A 16771-nucleotide genomic window follows, 5' to 3' on the forward strand; every position below is an offset into this window, starting at 1 on the left:
GGGCGAGGCGAAGGCGCGGGCCGGGGCACGGATGACGAAGGCGGTGAGGCCTTGCTGCGGGCGCGCCGGAGCCGGGCTCCTCACTCGGCGCGGTAGGCCCGCAGGAACGCCGCCACACCGCCGGTGATCAGCCGCTCCGTCTCCGTCTCGGGCAGGGGCCGTACCCCGTAGTGGGACAGCTGGGTGAGGGTGTGGGAGGTCAGCGCCATGAAGTGCGTGGCGGCGAGGGCCGCGTCCCCGTGCACGTCGAGGAGGCCGGCCTCGGCGAGGGCCTCCAGCGTCTGCGTGAAGGCCTGCCCGACCGGCGCGGGCCCGGCCTCCCGCCACGCCTCGAGCACCTCCGGCGGAACGTGGTCGGCCTCGGCATGGATGTGGCGGACCAGGGCGAAGTGGTCGGGATGGTCTGCCATGAGCCCGACGAAGCCACGCGCCAGGACGATGAGGTCGCGTTCGAGGTCCTCCGGGTGCGGCGGCCGTTCAGGGTCCAGCACGGCTTTCAGCAAGGCGAGTTGGGCATCCTTGACCGTGCTCGAGGTCCAGGTGACGACGGTGCGGAACAGTTGGGCCTTGCCGCCGGGGAAGTGGTTGTAGAGCGTGCGCGTCGACACGGCGGCCTCGGCCGCGAGCGCGTCGACGGAGGCGCGCGCATAGCCCTCCCGGCCGAACACGGTGCAGGCGGCGCCCGCCAGCGCGACCCACTTCTCCACCTTGCGGGCCGGGAACTCGCGTCGCGCCTTCTCCAGCCACGCCTCATTGGTGCTGCCCACGCTCAACTCCTCACGCATGACGAGGGACTAGGTCCGACGGACTAGGCACAACGGACGTTGTACGTACTACAACGCTCGTTGTAGTTTACCGAACGTGAAGCCGCGGTCGCGCGGCAGTCCGCCCCGACGGGGCCTGGGCAGAAACAGGGGGAAACCCATGTCCGTATCCACCACCACCGGTCGCGAGGCTCCGCTCCGCATCGCCGTCATCGTCGGCAGCGTGCGCGAGGGCCGGCAGGGCCGGGCCGTCACCGACTGGTTCCTCGGCGCCGCCGCCGGCCACGACGACCTGTCCTTCGACGTCGTCGACCTCGCCGACCTCGACCTGCCGCTCGTGATGCCCGGCTGGGGCGGCACACCGGCGCCCGAGACCGTGGCCGCGCTGGCCGGGGTGTCGCCGAGGCTGGCCGCCGCCGACGCGTTCGTCGTCGTCACGCCCGAGTACAACCACAGCTTCCCCGCCGCGCTGAAGAACTTCGTCGACTGGCACCACCCGGAGTGGCAGGCCAAGCCGGTCGGCTTCGTCTCCTACGGCGGACTGGCGGGCGGCATCCGCGCTGTCGAGCAACTCCGGCTCGTGTTTGCCGAGTTGCACGCCACGACCGTGCGGGACTCGGTCAGTCTGCACGGGCCGTGGTCCGGCCTCGGCGAGGACGGCGCACCCCGGGACGCCGCCGTGTGCGAGGGCGCCGCCAAGGGCATGCTCAGCCAGCTGGCGTGGTGGGGCCGGGCCTTGCAAACCGCTCGCGCGGCCCACCCCTACCAGGGCTGAGGGGCGGCAAGACGTCCGCGACCGAGGCCACCGGAGGAGACGTCGGCACAGGGCGGGACACGCCCGGCGCCTCCTCGGCGGCCCTGAACCGCACGCTCCTCGTCGTCATCGTCGGCTCCGTGATGTCGGTGCTCGACATGACTATCGTGAACGTGGCACTGCGCAGCCTGTCGGAGACGTTCGGCGCGCCCCTGGAGACGATCCAGTGGACCGTAACCGCTTACACTCTGGCGCTGGCCGCCGCGGTCCCCACGGCCCCTTGGATGATGGCCCGGGTCGGCGCCAAGCGTGCCTACCTGACCGCACTCACACTGTTCTCGCTCGGCTCGCTGCTCGCGGCGTGCGCCTGGGACGCGCCCAGCCTGATCCTGTTCCGCGTGGTGCAGGGCCTCGGCGGCGGGCTGCTCATGCCGGTCGGGATGGGCATGGCGATGGCCGCCGCCGACCGGGAACGCTTCGGCCGCACCATGGCCTGGCTCGGCCTCCCGGTGCTGGTGGGTCCCGTGGCGGGTCCGGTCCTCGGCGGGTGGCTGCTCGACGTCGCCTCCTGGCACTGGATCTTCCTGGTCAACCTGCCCATCGGCGCGGTGGCCCTCACGCTCGCGGTGAAGCTTCTGCGCCCCGACGCACCCCGCGGTCCGGGCCAGGTGCCGAAACTGGACGTCCCCGGTCTGCTGATGCTGTCGCCCGGTCTCGCACTCCTGCTGTACGGGCTGGCCAGGGGAGGCGAGGGCGGCGACTTCACGTCCCTGGGCACGCTGTTGCCGGCGCTCGCGGGAGCAGCGCTGATAACCGGTTTCGCACGACGTTCCCTGACCACCCGTCACCCCCTGCTCGACCTTCGTCTGCTGAGCGACCGGACCTTCGCTGTCGGCATGGGCACGCTCACTCTGTTCACCTGCGGCTACTTCGGGTCGATGCTCCTGGGGCCGGTGTACTGGCAGGAGGTGCGGGGCTTGAGCGCGACCGCGACAGGTCTGCTCGGGGCACCCGTCGGGCTCACCATCGGCACGACGATGCAGATCGCCGCGCGCCGGGTCGACAGGGTCTCCCCACGCCGCTTGATCCGGACAGGAATCGTGACCGGGGCCCTCGGCATGGCCCTCACCGGCCTGCTGACCGGAGTGGAGAACGTCCCGGCCTGGCAACCGCTGCTCGCCGCCATGCTGATGGGCGTCGGGTCCGCAATGGTCCTCATGCCGACGACCACCACCGCGTCCCGCGAACTGCCGAGGGAACGCATGGCCGCCGCGGGAACCGCGCTCAGCATCAACACGCAGGTATGCGCTTCCATCGGCACCGCCCTCATCTCCGTCGTCCTGGGCACGACCGGCCTCGACCCAGCCGGCTTCCGCACCGCCTACCTCGTTGCGGCGGGCCTGCTGGCCCTGGCGCTCATACCGGCGGTGCGCCTGCCGGGTCGGCCGGGGGCCTGAGGGCCGGGTCGGCCGGCGGTCTGAGCCCGGGTGGGCTGTGGCGCGGGAGGGCAGGGCGGGCGGAGGACCCGCGTGAGACGTGCGGGACACGGCGGTTGTCTGGCCCAGAACGCTTCCCGCGCCAGACCGGCGCCGAGCAGCCCGGCGCGGCGCAGCAACGACCGGCGGGATCCCTGTTCGGGGCTGAGGGCCTCGTCGGGGACAGAGGCGTCGAAGGCGGCGGACAGCGCGGGGGCCGCCCCGTGGTCGTGGTGGCGCTCGTGGCCGTGATGGTGGTGGCCGTGCCCGTGTCCCAGGGTGTCCTCCCGGTTGCCGCTGCCTTCCGCGGCTGCCTTCGCGGCGCGTGCACGCCGCGCGAGGAGGATCGAGGCGAAACGTGAACTTTGAACGACCACGAGGTGAGCGGGGGCCGACCCGGACACGGCAGCTCGCCCCGTCTCTAACTGTTCCCTCAACTGACCTTTCGCGTCACACTGATTGCCACCGAACCTGAGCAGCATTCACCTTTCTTCACACTCCGCCCCGACCGGGAGAGACCCCCACATGAGACGACGACTCCTCGGCACCCTCGCGGCCGCTTCCCTGGCCCTCACCGGCCTTGCGGCCACGGGCGCGACGCCCTCCGCGGCCACCACCTCCGCCGCGCCCGCCGCGGCGGCCACCACCGGTTCGTTCAACGTCCTCACCTACAACGTCGCAGGCCTGCCCGAGGGCCTGAGTTCGGGCAAGCCGGCGACCAACACTCCGCTCATCTCTCCGCGGTTGGGAGCGTACGACATCGTCAACGTCCAGGAGGACTTCAACTACCACGCGGCCCTCTACGCGGGTGACAACCATCCCTACCGGACCGCGACAAGCGGCGGCGTGCCCTTCGGTGACGGCATGAACACCCTCTCCGACTACGCCTTCGAGGACTTCGAGCGGGTGCGGTGGAACGCCTGCACCGGCACCAACTGCCTGACCCCGAAGGGTTTCTCGCTGGCCCGGATACGCCTTGCCGAAGGCGTTTTCCTGGACTTGTACAACGCGCACACCAACGCCGACTCGACGGACGACGCGATGGCCGCCCGCCGCGCCAACATCCAGCAGCTGTCCACCTTCATCCGGGCGAACTCCGCCGGCAACGCGGTGATCGTGATGGGTGACACCAACACCCGCTACACCCGCGCCGACGACAACATCCGCACCCTCGTCGCCGAGAACGGGCTCACCGATCCCTGGGTGGAACTGGTCAAGGGCGGTACGCCGCCGGCTCAGGGCGCGGACCCCCTGCTCTGCCCGACGACGGCCCCGGCGAACGACTGCGAGGTGGTGGACAAGGTCCTCTACCGCGGCAGCAAGCTCCTGTCCCTGGACGCCACCCGCTACCAGAACGAGTGGGCGGCATTCCTGGACTCCGCGGGAGGCAACCTCTCCGACCACTTCCCGCACACGGTGGAGTTCACCTACACCCTCAACTCCACCCTGCGGGCCAGCGACTTCTTCGGCGGCCCCCACGGTACGGCGTTCAGCGACGCGGACGACCTGCCGGCCACCCCGTCTCCCCGCACCCTCACCCTGCGCGGCGCTTCCCGCGTGGACGCCGTCTCCCTGACCCACGACGGCGGTACGGCCCTCACGCACGGCGGCACCGGCGGCACCGCCACGTCGCTGACCCTGGCGGCGGAAGAGCACCTCACCTCCGTCACGTTGACGCAGGGTCAGAAGGACGGCCGTACCCGCATCTTCTCGGCGTCCTTCACGACCGACAAGGGCCGCACCCTGTCGAGCGGGACGGCAGGCTCCGACACCAGGACCTTCACCGCCCCGTCCGGCTGGCAGATCGTCGGCTTCACGGGCCGTGCGGGCGCGGAGGTGGACAAGCTGGGCCTGGTGTACGCACCGATCGGCTAGGTGCCGCGGTCGGGGTGTCGCCCACCGGTCAGGCAGACGGCGCCCCGGTCCCGCCAGGGTCCCGAGTCCCCGAGCCCGCAATCCCGGTCGCGACCGGGTCACCCGGCTGCCACTCGTGCGAGGTCCACTCGGGGTGTGGGCGACCGACGGGACGGCGCGGGCAGGCGGTTCTCGCCACAGTGGGATTCTGCGGGACTGCCCCGGAAGCGCCCGGGCCGTCTCCGCCCGGCGCCCCACCACCACTCGTCGGCGAACGGTGCCGCCGAGAACCGTTGCGCAACCGGTTGCCGTACCGCCTCGACCGGCCGGTCGGGGTCAGATGCGGGACACCGTGCCGCAGTCGGAGAGGCTCTCCTCGAAACCCTTGCTGCGGTCGTAGGGGTCCTTGGTCGGACCCGTGGGTGACGGCACCGTGGGTTCCGCGCTCGGAAACACAGGATGCAGAAAACCGTCATGGACGTCGCAGGCGTCGTTACCGAAGTCGCCGTTGTACTCGACGAGGGTGAGCCGGCCGGGGGCGGCGTCGTACTTGGCGGGGTCGGGGAGTTCCGCATGGAGGATGCGACGCACGATCGTCCGCGTCACCTCGGTGCTGCCGTCCGCCCGGGAGACCGGATAGACGAAGGTGTAGTCGGCGTGCACGGCGACGCCGGCGTACTTGCCCTTCTTGAACGTCATGTGGCCTCGTGTCTTGACCAGGTCACCGACGAGCCGCACCTCGTCCGGATCGAAGCGGCTGAAGAGTCCGAGCGGGTCGTGCTCCTCGTCCGGGGAACGCAGGGAGCCGTTCAGATCGTCCAGCAGGTCGGGCTGGCCCGGGTCGAGGACCGACAATGCGGCCCCGGGCCGCTCACCGCGCAGGGTCCGGCGGTCGAGATTCGCGCCGACCAGCAGCTTCTTCGTCAACTCCAGCGCCTGCGCGACGCGTTCCTCTGAGATCGAGCCCACGGCCTTGGCTGCGGGCAGGACGATCCCGGCCTCACCGTCACCCCAGCCGACAGCCGGCGAGCCGGCGAACGGCCGGTCGAGGGTGGGGACTTCCTCCGGCGCCGGGCCGGGCGCGGCGGTGGGAGCAGCCGTCTCCGCCGGCAGTGACACCGTCTCGTCCTTCGGCTGCCCCGATCCGAAGGGGTCGCCGGGAAGCAACGACGGCTTCAGAGAGACCGCCAGCGCACAGAGAGCCAGGGCAACGCCCACGAACGGCCACACCTTCCGCCGACGTCCGGCGGTCGCGGCCGGGCCGGGGCGCCACGGCTGGGGCCCCTCACCACGGGCGTCCTGCTGCCGGAGGCGCTCGGTGACCATGCGGGCACGAGCGGAGGGCTCCTTCGGCGCCAAATGTGCCGCGCCGCGTTCGCTCTCCTCGAGGAAGGCCCGAAGTTCGTCGTCGGATATGGACGAGCCGTCATTGCCGGATCCATCAGGGGATCTGCCGACCACCAGCAAGCGCCTTCCCATGTTCACGAGCAAGGACGAAGTAAAGGACCTAGTAAACGATCTCTCAGTGTTCCACAGGTCGCTCGCCTGTTTGAGGCGAGACGAAGCGAGGCGAGGCGAAGCGAGACGGAGATGGGCGACACGAGACGAGCGACCGCGACCGCTCCGCATCCAGTGCGAAGCGACCGCGTCGAGACAGCCCATAGGATCGTTCTGACCCGCCAAGGCCTCCTACGAACAAGGCGCCTCCCATGCCCCGAGCCGGCCTCACTCCGGACCTCCTCGTCGAGGCCGCCGCCGACCTCGCGGACGAGGCCGGGTTCGACAACGTGACCCTCTCCGCACTCGCCCGCCGTTTCGGCGTCAAGGACGCCAGCCTGTATTCCCATGTCAAGAACATCCAGGACCTGCGGACCCGCCTCGCGCTGTACGCGGGCGCGGAGATGATCGACCGGATCGCCCTGGCCGTCGCGGGCCGCGCCGGAAAGGAGGCACTCGCGGCCTTCGCGGGTGCCTACCGCGAGTACGCGCTCCAGCATCCAGGACGGTACGCCGCCACCCAGATCCCCATGGACCAGACCCTGGTCGCCGAGGCCAGGTCCTTCCGCCGCACCGCCGACATCACATACGGCATGCTCCGCGCGTACGGCCTGGAGGAACCCGACCTCACCGACGCGGTACGACTGCTGCGGAGCACGTTCCACGGTTACTGCGCCCTGGAGGCCGGCGGCGGTTTCGGCGCTTCTCGCGATGTCCAGCGCTCGTGGGACAAGGCGATCGACGCTCTCCACACGGCCCTGACGCACTGGCCCGGCAGCGAGTGACCGACATCCTCGGGTATCGCTTCGGAGAAGAGCGGGGCGAAATCCAGGAACAGAGGAATGCCGTTACCAGCGCGGCACCCGCTGTCGGGGCGCGTCGGCCATGGAGCCTTCAGCCCGCCTGCTCGGCGCGCTCGGCCGCACTGCGCTCCACGCAGAACTCGTTGCCCTCCGGGTCCGCGAGGACCGCCCATCCCGTGCCGTCCGCTCTGCGGCGGTCGTCCACGAGGGTGGCACCGAGGGCGAGCAGGCGGTCGACCTCTTCCTCGCGGGTGCGGTCCTGCGGCTGGAGATCGAGGTGGATCCGGTTCTTCGTCGTCTTGCGCTCGGGGACCGTCACGAAAAGCAGGCCGGCGCCTTCGATCAGCGCCTCCTCGTCGCCCGGGTTGTCGTCCGCGTGGAGGGGTTCGCCGAGGGCTGCGGACCAGAAGCTCGCCAGGCTGTAGGCGTCCGCGCTGTCGATCGTCATGTGACGGATCTTGGAAGTCATGCGGAGGATTCTTGTCCACCCGCCTCAGCGCGGCAACGGAGAAACCGCATCCGCCGGGAGGACCGGGCTCCGCCCCGGCGGCCGACGGTCCCACCGCCCGCCGGTCGCCGGTCGCCGGTCGCCGCGCATGACAACTCGCCTGTCGGACAACCCTTTCCGCAGTGGCGGCAACGACCCACCATGACAACTGCACGACGAATCACGTGCCACCGCCGGGTCCGCGCGGCCACCTGCGTCTCGTCAGCTGGAACGGCAGGGCGCAGAGTGCGGACACGGTCATGAACACCCGTATCACCGGTGACATCGGCGTCCTCAAGGACGGGACGCTCACCTGGGCGTACGCCCCCATGACACCGACCTACGCCATGCCGCTCACCGGCGCGTCCCCGACCACGACGACGCTGAAGGTGGCCCGCCTCAAGCCGTGAGGCTCCGGTCGAGAAGGCCAGGCCCGCGGCGCCGGCGGCGTCGGACGCGGTCGCTCACCCGTCCGTCGCCGCACCGGTGACCCGCACACCGTCCGAGGCGAGGTGCACCCGGACCTCGGGCTCTCCGCTCCAGCGGACATGGACGATCCCGTCCTGTGTCCGCACGGACACCAGATCCTCCAGTGGAACGGGGTCCGCCTCACCGGTGAGGCGGGCGAGGGCCACGAACAGCGAGTCGCCGTCCCCGGTCACGCCGGTGAGCGACTCGTCCAGCCCCGCGGCGGGCATGAGTTCGGCACGGACACCGTCCTCCTCCGCTGCCCAGCCGGTCACCCGCACCGGCGTTCCGGGTTCCGCGCCGGCCACCCGGTGCACCCGGACCTCCGCGGCCCCGCGGGCGAGCACCACACTGATCACCCGGGCTCCCCCGCCCGAGATGTGCCGCGAGGCCGCCCAGCCGTCCCCCACCCCCAGCGGTTCGATCCCGGTGCGGCCTGGATCGTCCCCGACGACCACGCTGTTGTCGTACGAGGAGGAGGGCGCCGTCACCGTCGAGTACGCGAGCCGCGTGTAGTGCGGGTCGTACCGCACATCCTCGCTGCCGTGGTTGTGGAGACGGACGACTCCGTCCGAACGGGTCGACTGAAGCAACCAGTTGGGCGCGGAAAGCGGGGTAACCGCATCCATCCGTTCCACCGGTCCGGACTCCTCCACCGCTGTCCACACCTCGTGCTCGGGCGGAAGCAACAGCCCCAGGAAGCCCTTGCTCGCCCAGTAGGGGGATGCCGGGCCGGAATATCCCTGCAGCACGTCCGGGTCGGGGCCGTGCCAGCCGAGGCTCAGCAGCCCACGTTCGTCGACCGCGCCACGCTGGAGGAAGTAGCGCAGCGCGCCCGAAGCCAGACGCCTGGTCTCGCCGGGCGGCAGCGGGGTGTGACCGGTCAGAGCTCCCAGCCACAGCGGGACCGTGGTGGCGAAGCGGTAGGTCAGGGAGCGTCCCTGGCGCATCGGGGCGCCGTCGCCGCCGAACAGCCGGGCGTAGTCCGTGAGGTGCCGCGAGAGCCGGCCGCCGTACAGGTCCAGCAGCCGGGGGTCGCCGTCGAGCCAGGCGTGCAGCACCGGATAGAGGTGCATCGCCCAGCCGTTGTAGTAGTCGAAGGCGCGTCCGGCGCCATCGGTGTACCAGCCGTCGCCGACGTACCACTGCTCGATGCGCTCCAGGCCGCGGTCGACCGCTTTGCGGGCAGTATCCGATTCATGGTCGATCGCATACAGAAAACCTCCGACGGTCACCGGGAACAACTCCCAGTTGCACGGCCACGGTTCGGCCGTCAGGGCGTCGCCCAGCCAGTCGGCCGCCCGCTCCCGTACGCCGTCGTCCAGCCGGTCCCAGAGCAGCGGACGGGTCAGCCGGAGCGCGAGGGCGATCGACGCCGCTTCGACCAGGGGCTGGCTACGGTCGCCGATGCGGGGCCAGGCTCCGGACACGCCCGCCGCGAGGCCGTCGGCGTAGCGCTCCAGGGCCGTCTCGTCACGCCGGAAGGCCGCGAGGAGCAGCGTGCGGGCGTAGCCCTCCAGGCCGTCGGAGAGGCGGCCGGACCAGCTCTGCCGGTCGCCGGGAAGGTGGTAGAAAGCGCGATCCTCCGTGGCGTACGGCTCGACGGCGGCCAGCAGGGAGTCGGCGGCCGACTCCCAGTGGTCTCGGGTGTAGCCGGTACGCGGGCTGAGGGTGTGATCGGGCGGGGGGAGATGCATCGCGGACTGCTTTCCTTCCGAACCGGGGCGGGGACGGGCCGGCGCCCGCGGCACCCCTGCGTCGGGCGGGCCGCGGGCCGCGGCCGGTGGGCGGCGGCGTTCCGCCGGCCACGGGGCAGGGCCTGGGGGCGTCCCGGTTCCGGTCGGGGCGCCCCCAGGGGTCTATCCCACCCGCACCAGGCCCTCCGGCACCAGATGCTGGGCGAGGAGTTCGTCACGGACCAGGCCCGCGTAGACGGTGGCGCCGTGTACGGAGGTGTGCGTGTTGTCCCGCTTCTCGTTGTAGAGGTACAGGGCCTTGGAGCCCTCCGCGCCCAGGGACTCCACCAGGGCCTTGGTCTTCGCCGTGAGGTCGATCAGCGGGACGTCCCGCGCCGCCGCGACCGAGCGGACGACGGCGGGGTGATCGACGCCGAGGCCGTTGACCACCAGGGCCGTGCCGTTGTTCAGCGTGCCGTCGGCGTTGAACCAGCGGCGCACGATCGGGGTGACGAGGACCGGCCGGCCGCCCTTCTCCCGGACGCCTGCGACCAGCGTCTCCAGGTTCGCGCGGTAGGTCGCCTCGTCGGTCGTCTTGTCGTTGTGGGCGAGCTGGATCATCACCAGGTCGCCGCGATGGATCTGTGGCTGGACGGTGGCCCACAGCCGCGGGTTCCCCAGATAGGTGACCGTACTCTCCCCGGAGTCCGCGTAGTTGGCGACGGAAACACCTTTCCGCAGGTATTGCGGGAGTTGCTGACCCCAGCCGGAGTAGGGGTCGCCGGGCTGGTCGCAGACGGTGGAGTCCCCGACGAGGAAGACCTGGCGGGTATGCCGGGCGGGGGTGACACGGATGTCGGCGAGGGCGGGCGCCGAGCCGCCGAGGACGAGGTCCAGGCCGGGGGTTCCGTCGACGCCGGTCGGCTCACCCTCGGGGGTGCGGACGTTCACGGTGAAGGTACGTGCGATGCGCTCACCGGCCGGGACGGCGGTCTCGGGGAGCAGGGAGCGCCGGGTCTCGCCGGAGATCGCGGTGCTCGACGCCGCCTCGCCACCGAGCAGGACCTTCACGTCGTACGTACCGGGCGGGACATCGAAGTGGCACGCGGTGCCGGTGCAGGCGGCGATGCCGAGTACCGGACTCCCGCCGTCATGGGCCTGGGCGGCGGGAACCGCCGTCAGGGCGGTGGTCAGGGTCAGTGCCGCCAGCACGGCGGGGGTGAAACGTCTCACATGCGGCTCCTCGGTCACGGGAACAGGACCTGGCGGAGGACCGTACCGCCTCCGGCAAGCGCTTTCTAGGTCTCGGGCCCATTTCACATGATTGCCAACCCCCAGCGAGCGAAAGCCCTTTCGCGAAATCGATTCAACTGCCACTCTGGCGAATCACCCGCACCCCCACACCTCCCGAAGGAGGCACCCCCATGTCCGGATCCGAGAGTCACCGCCCGGTCCGACGCCGCACCTTCGTCCTCGGCACCGCGGCCGCCGCCGGCACCGCCGCGCTCGCCGGTCCCCTCGCCGCCCCCGCCACCGCCGCCGCCTTCGGCTACACCGATGACGGCTCGAACTACGTCGTCGACACCGGAGCCAGCCTCGTCTTCAAGGTGAGCAAGACCAACGGCGACCTGACCTCGCTCGTCCACCGCGGCGTGGAGTACCAGGGCTACGGCGGCATGAACTCGCACATCGAGTCCGGGCTCGGCACTTCCACGGTGTCCGTCAAACAGTCCGGCACGACGATCCTGATCTCCGTCACGTACGGCACGCTGAAGCACTACTACGCGGCCCGCAGCGGCGAGAACAACGTCTACCTGTGGACCGACAAGGCCGACACGTCCGTTTCGGCAACCCGTTACATCCTGCGCGTGAAGAAGGGCCTGTTCCTCAACGACCAGCCCGACTCCTACACGTACACCACCAGCACCATCGAGGCCTCGGACGTGTTCGCGAAGTCCGACGGCCAGACCCGCTCCAAGCACTACTCGAAGCTGCGGGTCATGGACTACGACTACATCGGCTGGAGCGCCGGCGGCGTCGGCCTGTGGATCGTGCGCAGCAACCACGAGAAGGCCTCCGGCGGCCCCTTCTACCGCTCGCTCTTGCGGCACCAGAGCGCGGACGGCGGTGGCCTGTACGAAATCCTCTACTACGGCCAGAACCAGACAGAGGACCAGCGCTTCGGCCTCCAGGGGCCGTACGTCATCTCCTTCACGGACGGCGGCGCCCCCTCCTCGTCGCTGTTCCCGGGCACGCTGACCACGTCCTGGGCGGACTCGCTCGGCATCGCCGGGTACGTCGGCGCGAGCGGCCGGGGACGGGTCGCGGGCGTCGGCATCACCGGGCGGAACACGGCGTACCCGTACACGGTGGGACTCGCCAACGCGGCCGCCCAGTACTGGGGTTCGGCACGGGCATCGGACGGCTACTACTCGATCGGCGGAGTGCTGCCGGGGACGTACACGCTGACCGTCTACAAGAGCGAGCTGGCTGTATACAGTACACAGGTGACCGTGTCCGCCGGGTCGACGACCACCCTCAACTCGGTCGCGATCCCGTCCACGAACGACCCCGCAAACGCGAGCGCCATCTGGCGGATCAACGAATGGACCGGCTCCCCCAGCGGCTTCAAGAACGCCGACCTGATGACGTACGCGCACCCCTCCGACGTCCGGGCCACCTCCTGGACCGGCAACGTGGTCGTCGGCAGCGGCAGCGAGACCTCCGCCTTCCCCTGCTACATCTGGAAGGACGTCAACAGCGGTCTCCTGGTCTACTTCAAGCTCACCGCGGCCCAGGCCGCCGCCGCGCACACCCTGCGCATCGGCGTGACGACGGCCTACGCCAACGGCCGCCCGCAGATCGTCGTCAACGACAACTGGACCTCGGCCATCCCCTCCCCGCCCACCCAGCCGAACACGCGGTCACTGACCAACGGGTCCTACCGGGGCAACAACCACACCTTCACCTACAGCATCCCGGCGAGCGCCTGGCAGACGGACACCAGCCAGTACAACGTGCTGAAGATCAACGTGGTGAGCGGTTCGGGGGCGACCGGATTCCTCAGCGCGGGAACCGCTTTCGACGCGATCGACCTGCTCGCGTGATGCGCTGAGTCGAGGTCACGTTCCGCGCGTCCACTGCTGGTTCGTTCCTCCGTTGCAGGTGTACGTGATGACTGCGGCGGAGTTGGCGGTGGACGCGCCGTTCACGTCCAGGCACTTGCCGCTCGCGCGGGACTTGAGGTTGACATGGCTTCCGGACGTGGTGAGCGACCACTGCTGCGCGTTGGCCGAGGCGCTGCAGTTCTCCTGGGACACAGTGTTCGCGTTCTCCTGCACACACAGGGAGCTGCTGCGGACGACCAACTGGTAGTAACCGCTTCCAACCGACTTGAACCAGTACTTCTGGTTGCCACCGCCGTTGCAGTCGTACTGCTTGACCTGCGCGCCCTGCCAGAGGGACTGGCTGGTGATGTCGGCGCACTTGGCCGAGTGCCGGGCGATCAGCGTGTTGTACGTGGCGCTCGTGCCGGAGACCGTGCCCGCGGCCGTGTCGAGCGTGACCTCCGGGGACCAGGTCATGGACATCGAGGTCGAACTCGGGAAGGTCAGCGGCAGCCACACGTACCGGGAGTCGTTGACGGTCCCGCCGAAGGAGTTCCCCCACCGGTCACCCAGGTAGAGGTAGGAGGTGCCCGAACTGCCCTGCACCGGCAGGACGTACGCCGTCTGCGAGTTGAACGTCGTCGAGTCGCCGACGTTCGTCATCGCCGACCACGGGCCGGCCAGGGAGGTGGCGGTGGCGTACTGCTGCTGGTTGGGGTTCCAGCCGGTCGCACCCGAGGTCAGCATGAAGTAGACGTTGCCGCGCTTGAACAGCGCGGGCGCCTCACGGTGTCCACCGTGCCAGGGGTCGGCGACGAGACTTGCGATGCCGGTGTAGTCGGCGGTCAGCCGGTAGATCTGAAGGTCGTAGTTCTCGCGGGCGGCGGAAACCATGTAACCGGTTCCGTCGGTGTCGACGTACACCGTGATGTCGCGGGACATGTGCTGGCCGAGCGGCCGGAAGCTGCCCTGCCAGGCGTAGTTTCCGTCCACGGTGTCGGAGACGGCGACGGCGGCACGGGCCTCGCTGTAGTCGGTGCCGTTCTCCTTGTGCATCCACATGACGAACTTGCCGGTGGAGGCGTTGTACATGACCTTCGGCCGCTCGATGTTGGCGGTGGCCAGCTCGGGGTCGCTCGCCTCGGTCAGGACGTGGTTACGGAACTCCCAGTTCTTCAGGTCGGTGGAGCGGTAGGCGTCCACGTACCGGAACGTGTTGTCGGCGTTGCGGTTCTCGCCGAACCAGTAGTAGTAGGTCCCGACCTTGAGCACCCCGCCGCCGTGGGCGTGCACGGGGTTGCCCGAAGTGTCGGTGAACTGGGTGCCGTTGGCGATGGTCTGGGGCGCGGCCTGGGCCGGGCCGACGGTGGCGAGGGCGCCGGTCACCGCCAGACAGAGGGTGAGCAGAATCGCGTACGCACGTCTCATGTCACGCACTCTCCTTCACGGTGCCGGCGACGGGGACGCCGACTTCGGGGGTGCCGTCCGATGTCCAGGCACAGGCCTGGAGGTGGGCGCGGCGGTGGACGTGGGCCTGGGCGGCACGGGGGTTCGGCTCGGCCGGGGACGAGGGGTGGGGCTGCACTCGGCTGCCTCTCGCCTGGGGGTCGTTCCAGCCACGAACACCTTGAAATGTTCGAGACTGCGAACGGCATGTGGAATGACGAACGCCGAAAAGGTAAGGGCGCGTTACGAGGAGGTCAACGGGTCTGGCGAGACAAGACAGAAAGCCCTTTCGCAAGATTTTCCGCCCGGCCGGCAAGTTTCTGTTATCGCGCCTGTCCAGGACCGTCTCCGAGAACGTGCGCAGCCCTCTCCACACCACAGCAGCGGCCGCCGGTGCACTCGCCGCGGTCGCCGCCCTCCTGGCCACCGCTCCCCCGGCCTCGGCCGCCGGCGCCCGGGACGTCACCGCCGACGTCCTCGCGAACCGCGACGTGACCCTCACCGGCGACACGGCCGTCACCGTGCCACCGGGAACCACGACGTACGACGGCGTCTTCCGCGGGCGGGGAACGCTCACCGTGCGCGGCCGCGGGGCCCTCGTCCTGACCCGGGACAGCGACTTCACACTGCCGGACCCGCGGCAGCGGCAGACCGTGCGGACGCTCGGCGGCAACCACCCGTACGTGACGGTCACCCGCCCCGACCCGCCCGCGATCACCGTCGAGCGCGGCGCGACACTTCAGTACGGCGACGGCGGGACGACCGGGCTGATCGGCCACTTCCCGTACGACACCCCGGCGTTCCGGCTCAACCAGGACAACATCCGCGTCGACGGAACCCTGCGGCTCGCCCTGAAGAGCGCCTACAACCTCGGCACCATCAGCGGATCCGGGCTGATCACCCAGCCTCGGTTCCTCTGGGGCACCTGGGACCTCTCGGGCACCCACACCTTCTCCGGGGTGATCGACAACGGCACCCAGCTGAACGCCGGCCGCCCGGAGTACGCCACCTCCCTCCCCCGCGTGCGCAAGGTGCTCAACCAGGGCACGTTCACCGTCGACACCCCCCTGGGCCGGACGGTCACCATGGGCATGGACTTCTACCAGCGCGAGTACGGCAGCGACATCAACGTCCAGTCGCGGCCCGGCGGCCAGGTCGTGCTCACCGGCCGGTACAGCTGGTCGGACCGGGGCGGCGACACCGACCCCTCGCTCAGCGATCCCGCCCTGAACTGGACCCCGGCCCGCAAGAACGTCAACAAGCGCGGCACCAACATCAAGGGCGCGGACGTGCGGTGGGGTGACGGCACCACGAGCGAGATCTTCATGCCAGGCACCGCGGAAACCGTATACATCAACTTGCTGGCCGCCCGCTCCCGCTCGAAGCTGACCTTCGACTACAACGGCCCGGTGACGCTCGGGGCACCCATCGGCGGCGGCCGCTTCCACGACACGCTGGCCACACCCGGTGCCGGAGACATCGTCATCGCCGGCACCGAGGGAAACGACGTCACCTTCGCGGCCGCGCAGTACTACGACGGCTCGACGACCGTGCAGAAGGGCGCGGTACTGCGGCTGGGTTCGGGCGTGCCCGGGGGCGACGGTTCGCTCCTCACCGGGACGGACCGGCGGCGGATCGTGAACGACGGCACGCTCGTCGTGCGCAACACGAAGGCCGCCGTCACCCTGTCCCGGCTCGGCGGGAGCGGCTCGCTCGAGCAGGCAGGCACCGCGACGACGACGCTCACCGGATCGGCGATCACCTACACCGGGGCGACGACCGTCCGTAAGGGGACCCTCGCACTGAGAGACGGGGCGACACTCGTCAACAGCCGTTCCGTGCAGCTCGCCTCGGCGGGATCGCTGCTCGACGCGGGAGGTTCCGCACTGCGGGTGACCGGTGCCCTCGGCGGTTCTGGCACGGTGCGCGCAAGCGTGACGAACGAGGGCGTCGTCGCGGGCGGAGTGACGGTGAACGGTGACTACAGGCAGGCGGCCGACGGGGAACTCGTGCTGCGAAACGAACCGTTGCGCGTTTCCGGCAGGGTCCGGCTGGCCGGGACTCTCGACCTGGCGGCGGCCGGCAACACCCGCGCGCCGGAGATCACCGTCATCGACCACACCGGAACAGCTCCGGTCTCGGGGACCTTCGAGGGAATGGAGGAGGGCGACGAGGTGAAACTCGCCGAAACCGTCTACCGGATCAGTTACCGGGGCGGCGACGGCAACGACGTGGTCCTGACGGCCACCATCGCAAGCCCCTCCACCAAGGCGGCGGACCGGGCCTCGTCCGGCGAGGTCACGACCGAGGCCCGCAGTACCGCCGCCGCCGCCGACGGCGGCGGGCTGGCCTGGTGGCCGTACCTGCTCGCCGCGGGGATGCTGGGCGGGCTGGTGCTCCCGGTGACGCTGCGCAGCCGACGCGGTGGGCGGCGCGGGGG

General features: G+C 70.3%; 14 protein-coding genes. 7 read left to right on the forward strand and 7 right to left on the reverse strand.

Annotated elements, in window-relative coordinates:
- Positions 1-80: 80 nt before the first annotated feature.
- Positions 81-767 (reverse strand): TetR/AcrR family transcriptional regulator, encoded by a 687-nt coding sequence (locus P1P75_RS15835; protein ID WP_319255687.1) that lies wholly within the window; start codon positions 765-767, stop codon positions 81-83.
- A 157-nt stretch (positions 768-924) separates the two neighbouring features.
- On the opposite strand from P1P75_RS15835, the gene P1P75_RS15840 reads away from it, so the two are divergent.
- The 3 genes from P1P75_RS15840 to P1P75_RS15850 all read left to right on the forward strand — a co-directional run bounded on the left by P1P75_RS15840 (position 925) and on the right by P1P75_RS15850 (position 4868).
- Positions 925-1539, forward strand: coding sequence for an NAD(P)H-dependent oxidoreductase (locus P1P75_RS15840; protein ID WP_319255689.1), 615 nt, complete (start codon positions 925-927; stop codon positions 1537-1539).
- A gap of 83 nt (positions 1540-1622) precedes the next feature.
- Positions 1623-2975, forward strand: a complete 1353-nt coding sequence (locus P1P75_RS15845) for a DHA2 family efflux MFS transporter permease subunit (RefSeq protein ID WP_319255713.1) — start codon at positions 1623-1625, stop codon at positions 2973-2975.
- Positions 2976-3518: 543 nt separating this feature from the next.
- Positions 3519-4868, forward strand: coding sequence for a jacalin-like lectin (locus tag P1P75_RS15850; protein WP_319255691.1), 1350 nt, complete (start codon positions 3519-3521; stop codon positions 4866-4868).
- A gap of 315 nt (positions 4869-5183) precedes the next feature.
- Here P1P75_RS15850 and P1P75_RS15855 read toward each other — a convergent pair whose 3' ends face one another.
- Complete coding sequence (locus tag P1P75_RS15855; RefSeq protein ID WP_319255693.1) at positions 5184-6326, reverse strand: hypothetical protein; 1143 nt, start codon at positions 6324-6326, stop codon at positions 5184-5186.
- Positions 6327-6556: 230 nt separating this feature from the next.
- Between P1P75_RS15855 and P1P75_RS15860 the strand changes: the two genes are divergently transcribed.
- Positions 6557-7129 (forward strand): TetR-like C-terminal domain-containing protein, encoded by a 573-nt coding sequence (locus P1P75_RS15860; protein ID WP_319255695.1) that lies wholly within the window; start codon positions 6557-6559, stop codon positions 7127-7129.
- 109 nt (positions 7130-7238) lie between these two features.
- On the opposite strand, the gene P1P75_RS15865 is transcribed toward P1P75_RS15860, so the two are convergent.
- A complete protein-coding gene (locus tag P1P75_RS15865; RefSeq protein WP_319255697.1) occupies positions 7239-7616 on the reverse strand; it encodes a VOC family protein in 378 nt (125 codons plus the stop codon).
- Positions 7617-7894: 278 nt separating this feature from the next.
- Between P1P75_RS15865 and P1P75_RS15870 the strand changes: the two genes are divergently transcribed.
- On the forward strand, positions 7895-8044 hold the full coding sequence (locus tag P1P75_RS15870) for a hypothetical protein (RefSeq protein WP_319255699.1): 150 nt from the start codon (positions 7895-7897) through the stop codon (positions 8042-8044).
- A gap of 54 nt (positions 8045-8098) precedes the next feature.
- Here the strand turns inward: P1P75_RS15870 and P1P75_RS15875 are convergent, their stop codons facing one another.
- Both P1P75_RS15875 and P1P75_RS15880 read right to left on the reverse strand, forming a co-directional pair.
- Positions 8099-9799 carry a DUF2264 domain-containing protein gene (locus P1P75_RS15875; RefSeq protein ID WP_319255701.1) on the reverse strand — a complete coding sequence of 567 codons (1701 nt, stop codon included), beginning with the start codon at positions 9797-9799 and terminating at the stop codon, positions 8099-8101.
- 162 nt (positions 9800-9961) lie between these two features.
- Positions 9962-11011: a rhamnogalacturonan acetylesterase gene (locus tag P1P75_RS15880; protein WP_319255703.1), complete on the reverse strand. Its 1050-nt coding sequence runs from the start codon at positions 11009-11011 to the stop codon at positions 9962-9964.
- Positions 11012-11202: 191 nt separating this feature from the next.
- On the opposite strand from P1P75_RS15880, the gene P1P75_RS15885 reads away from it, so the two are divergent.
- Positions 11203-12885 (forward strand): rhamnogalacturonan lyase B N-terminal domain-containing protein, encoded by a 1683-nt coding sequence (locus P1P75_RS15885; protein WP_319255705.1) that lies wholly within the window; start codon positions 11203-11205, stop codon positions 12883-12885.
- A 15-nt stretch (positions 12886-12900) separates the two neighbouring features.
- On the opposite strand, the gene P1P75_RS15890 is transcribed toward P1P75_RS15885, so the two are convergent.
- Positions 12901-14313: an RICIN domain-containing protein gene (locus P1P75_RS15890; RefSeq protein WP_319255706.1), complete on the reverse strand. Its 1413-nt coding sequence runs from the start codon at positions 14311-14313 to the stop codon at positions 12901-12903.
- Position 14314: 1 nt separating this feature from the next.
- On the reverse strand, positions 14315-14470 hold the full coding sequence (locus P1P75_RS15895) for a hypothetical protein (RefSeq protein ID WP_319255708.1): 156 nt from the start codon (positions 14468-14470) through the stop codon (positions 14315-14317).
- Positions 14471-14687: 217 nt separating this feature from the next.
- Between P1P75_RS15895 and P1P75_RS15900 the strand changes: the two genes are divergently transcribed.
- Positions 14688-16771: autotransporter (locus P1P75_RS15900; RefSeq protein ID WP_319255710.1), on the forward strand; the 2084-nt coding region annotated here is incomplete at its 3' end.

Source organism: Streptomyces sp. ID05-39B (assembly GCF_033794725.1).
In the GTDB taxonomy this organism is placed as follows: Bacteria; Actinomycetota; Actinomycetes; order Streptomycetales; family Streptomycetaceae; genus Streptomyces; species Streptomyces bobili.

Bases quoted from the DNA above. Each gene is read 5' to 3' on its own strand.
- P1P75_RS15840 (WP_319255689.1), top strand. From the start codon at position 925: ATGTCCGTATCCACCACCACCGGTCGCGAGGCTCCGCTCCGCATCGCC.
- P1P75_RS15850 (WP_319255691.1), top strand. From the start codon at position 3,519: ATGAGACGACGACTCCTCGGCACCCTCGCGGCCGCTTCCCTGGCCCTC.
- P1P75_RS15855 (WP_319255693.1), bottom strand. From the start codon at position 6,326: ATGGGAAGGCGCTTGCTGGTGGTCGGCAGATCCCCTGATGGATCCGGC.
- P1P75_RS15860 (WP_319255695.1), top strand. From the start codon at position 6,557: ATGCCCCGAGCCGGCCTCACTCCGGACCTCCTCGTCGAGGCCGCCGCC.
- P1P75_RS15865 (WP_319255697.1), bottom strand. From the start codon at position 7,616: ATGACTTCCAAGATCCGTCACATGACGATCGACAGCGCGGACGCCTAC.
- P1P75_RS15870 (WP_319255699.1), top strand. From the start codon at position 7,895: ATGAACACCCGTATCACCGGTGACATCGGCGTCCTCAAGGACGGGACG.
- P1P75_RS15875 (WP_319255701.1), bottom strand. From the start codon at position 9,799: ATGCATCTCCCCCCGCCCGATCACACCCTCAGCCCGCGTACCGGCTAC.
- P1P75_RS15885 (WP_319255705.1), top strand. From the start codon at position 11,203: ATGTCCGGATCCGAGAGTCACCGCCCGGTCCGACGCCGCACCTTCGTC.
- P1P75_RS15890 (WP_319255706.1), bottom strand. From the start codon at position 14,313: ATGAGACGTGCGTACGCGATTCTGCTCACCCTCTGTCTGGCGGTGACC.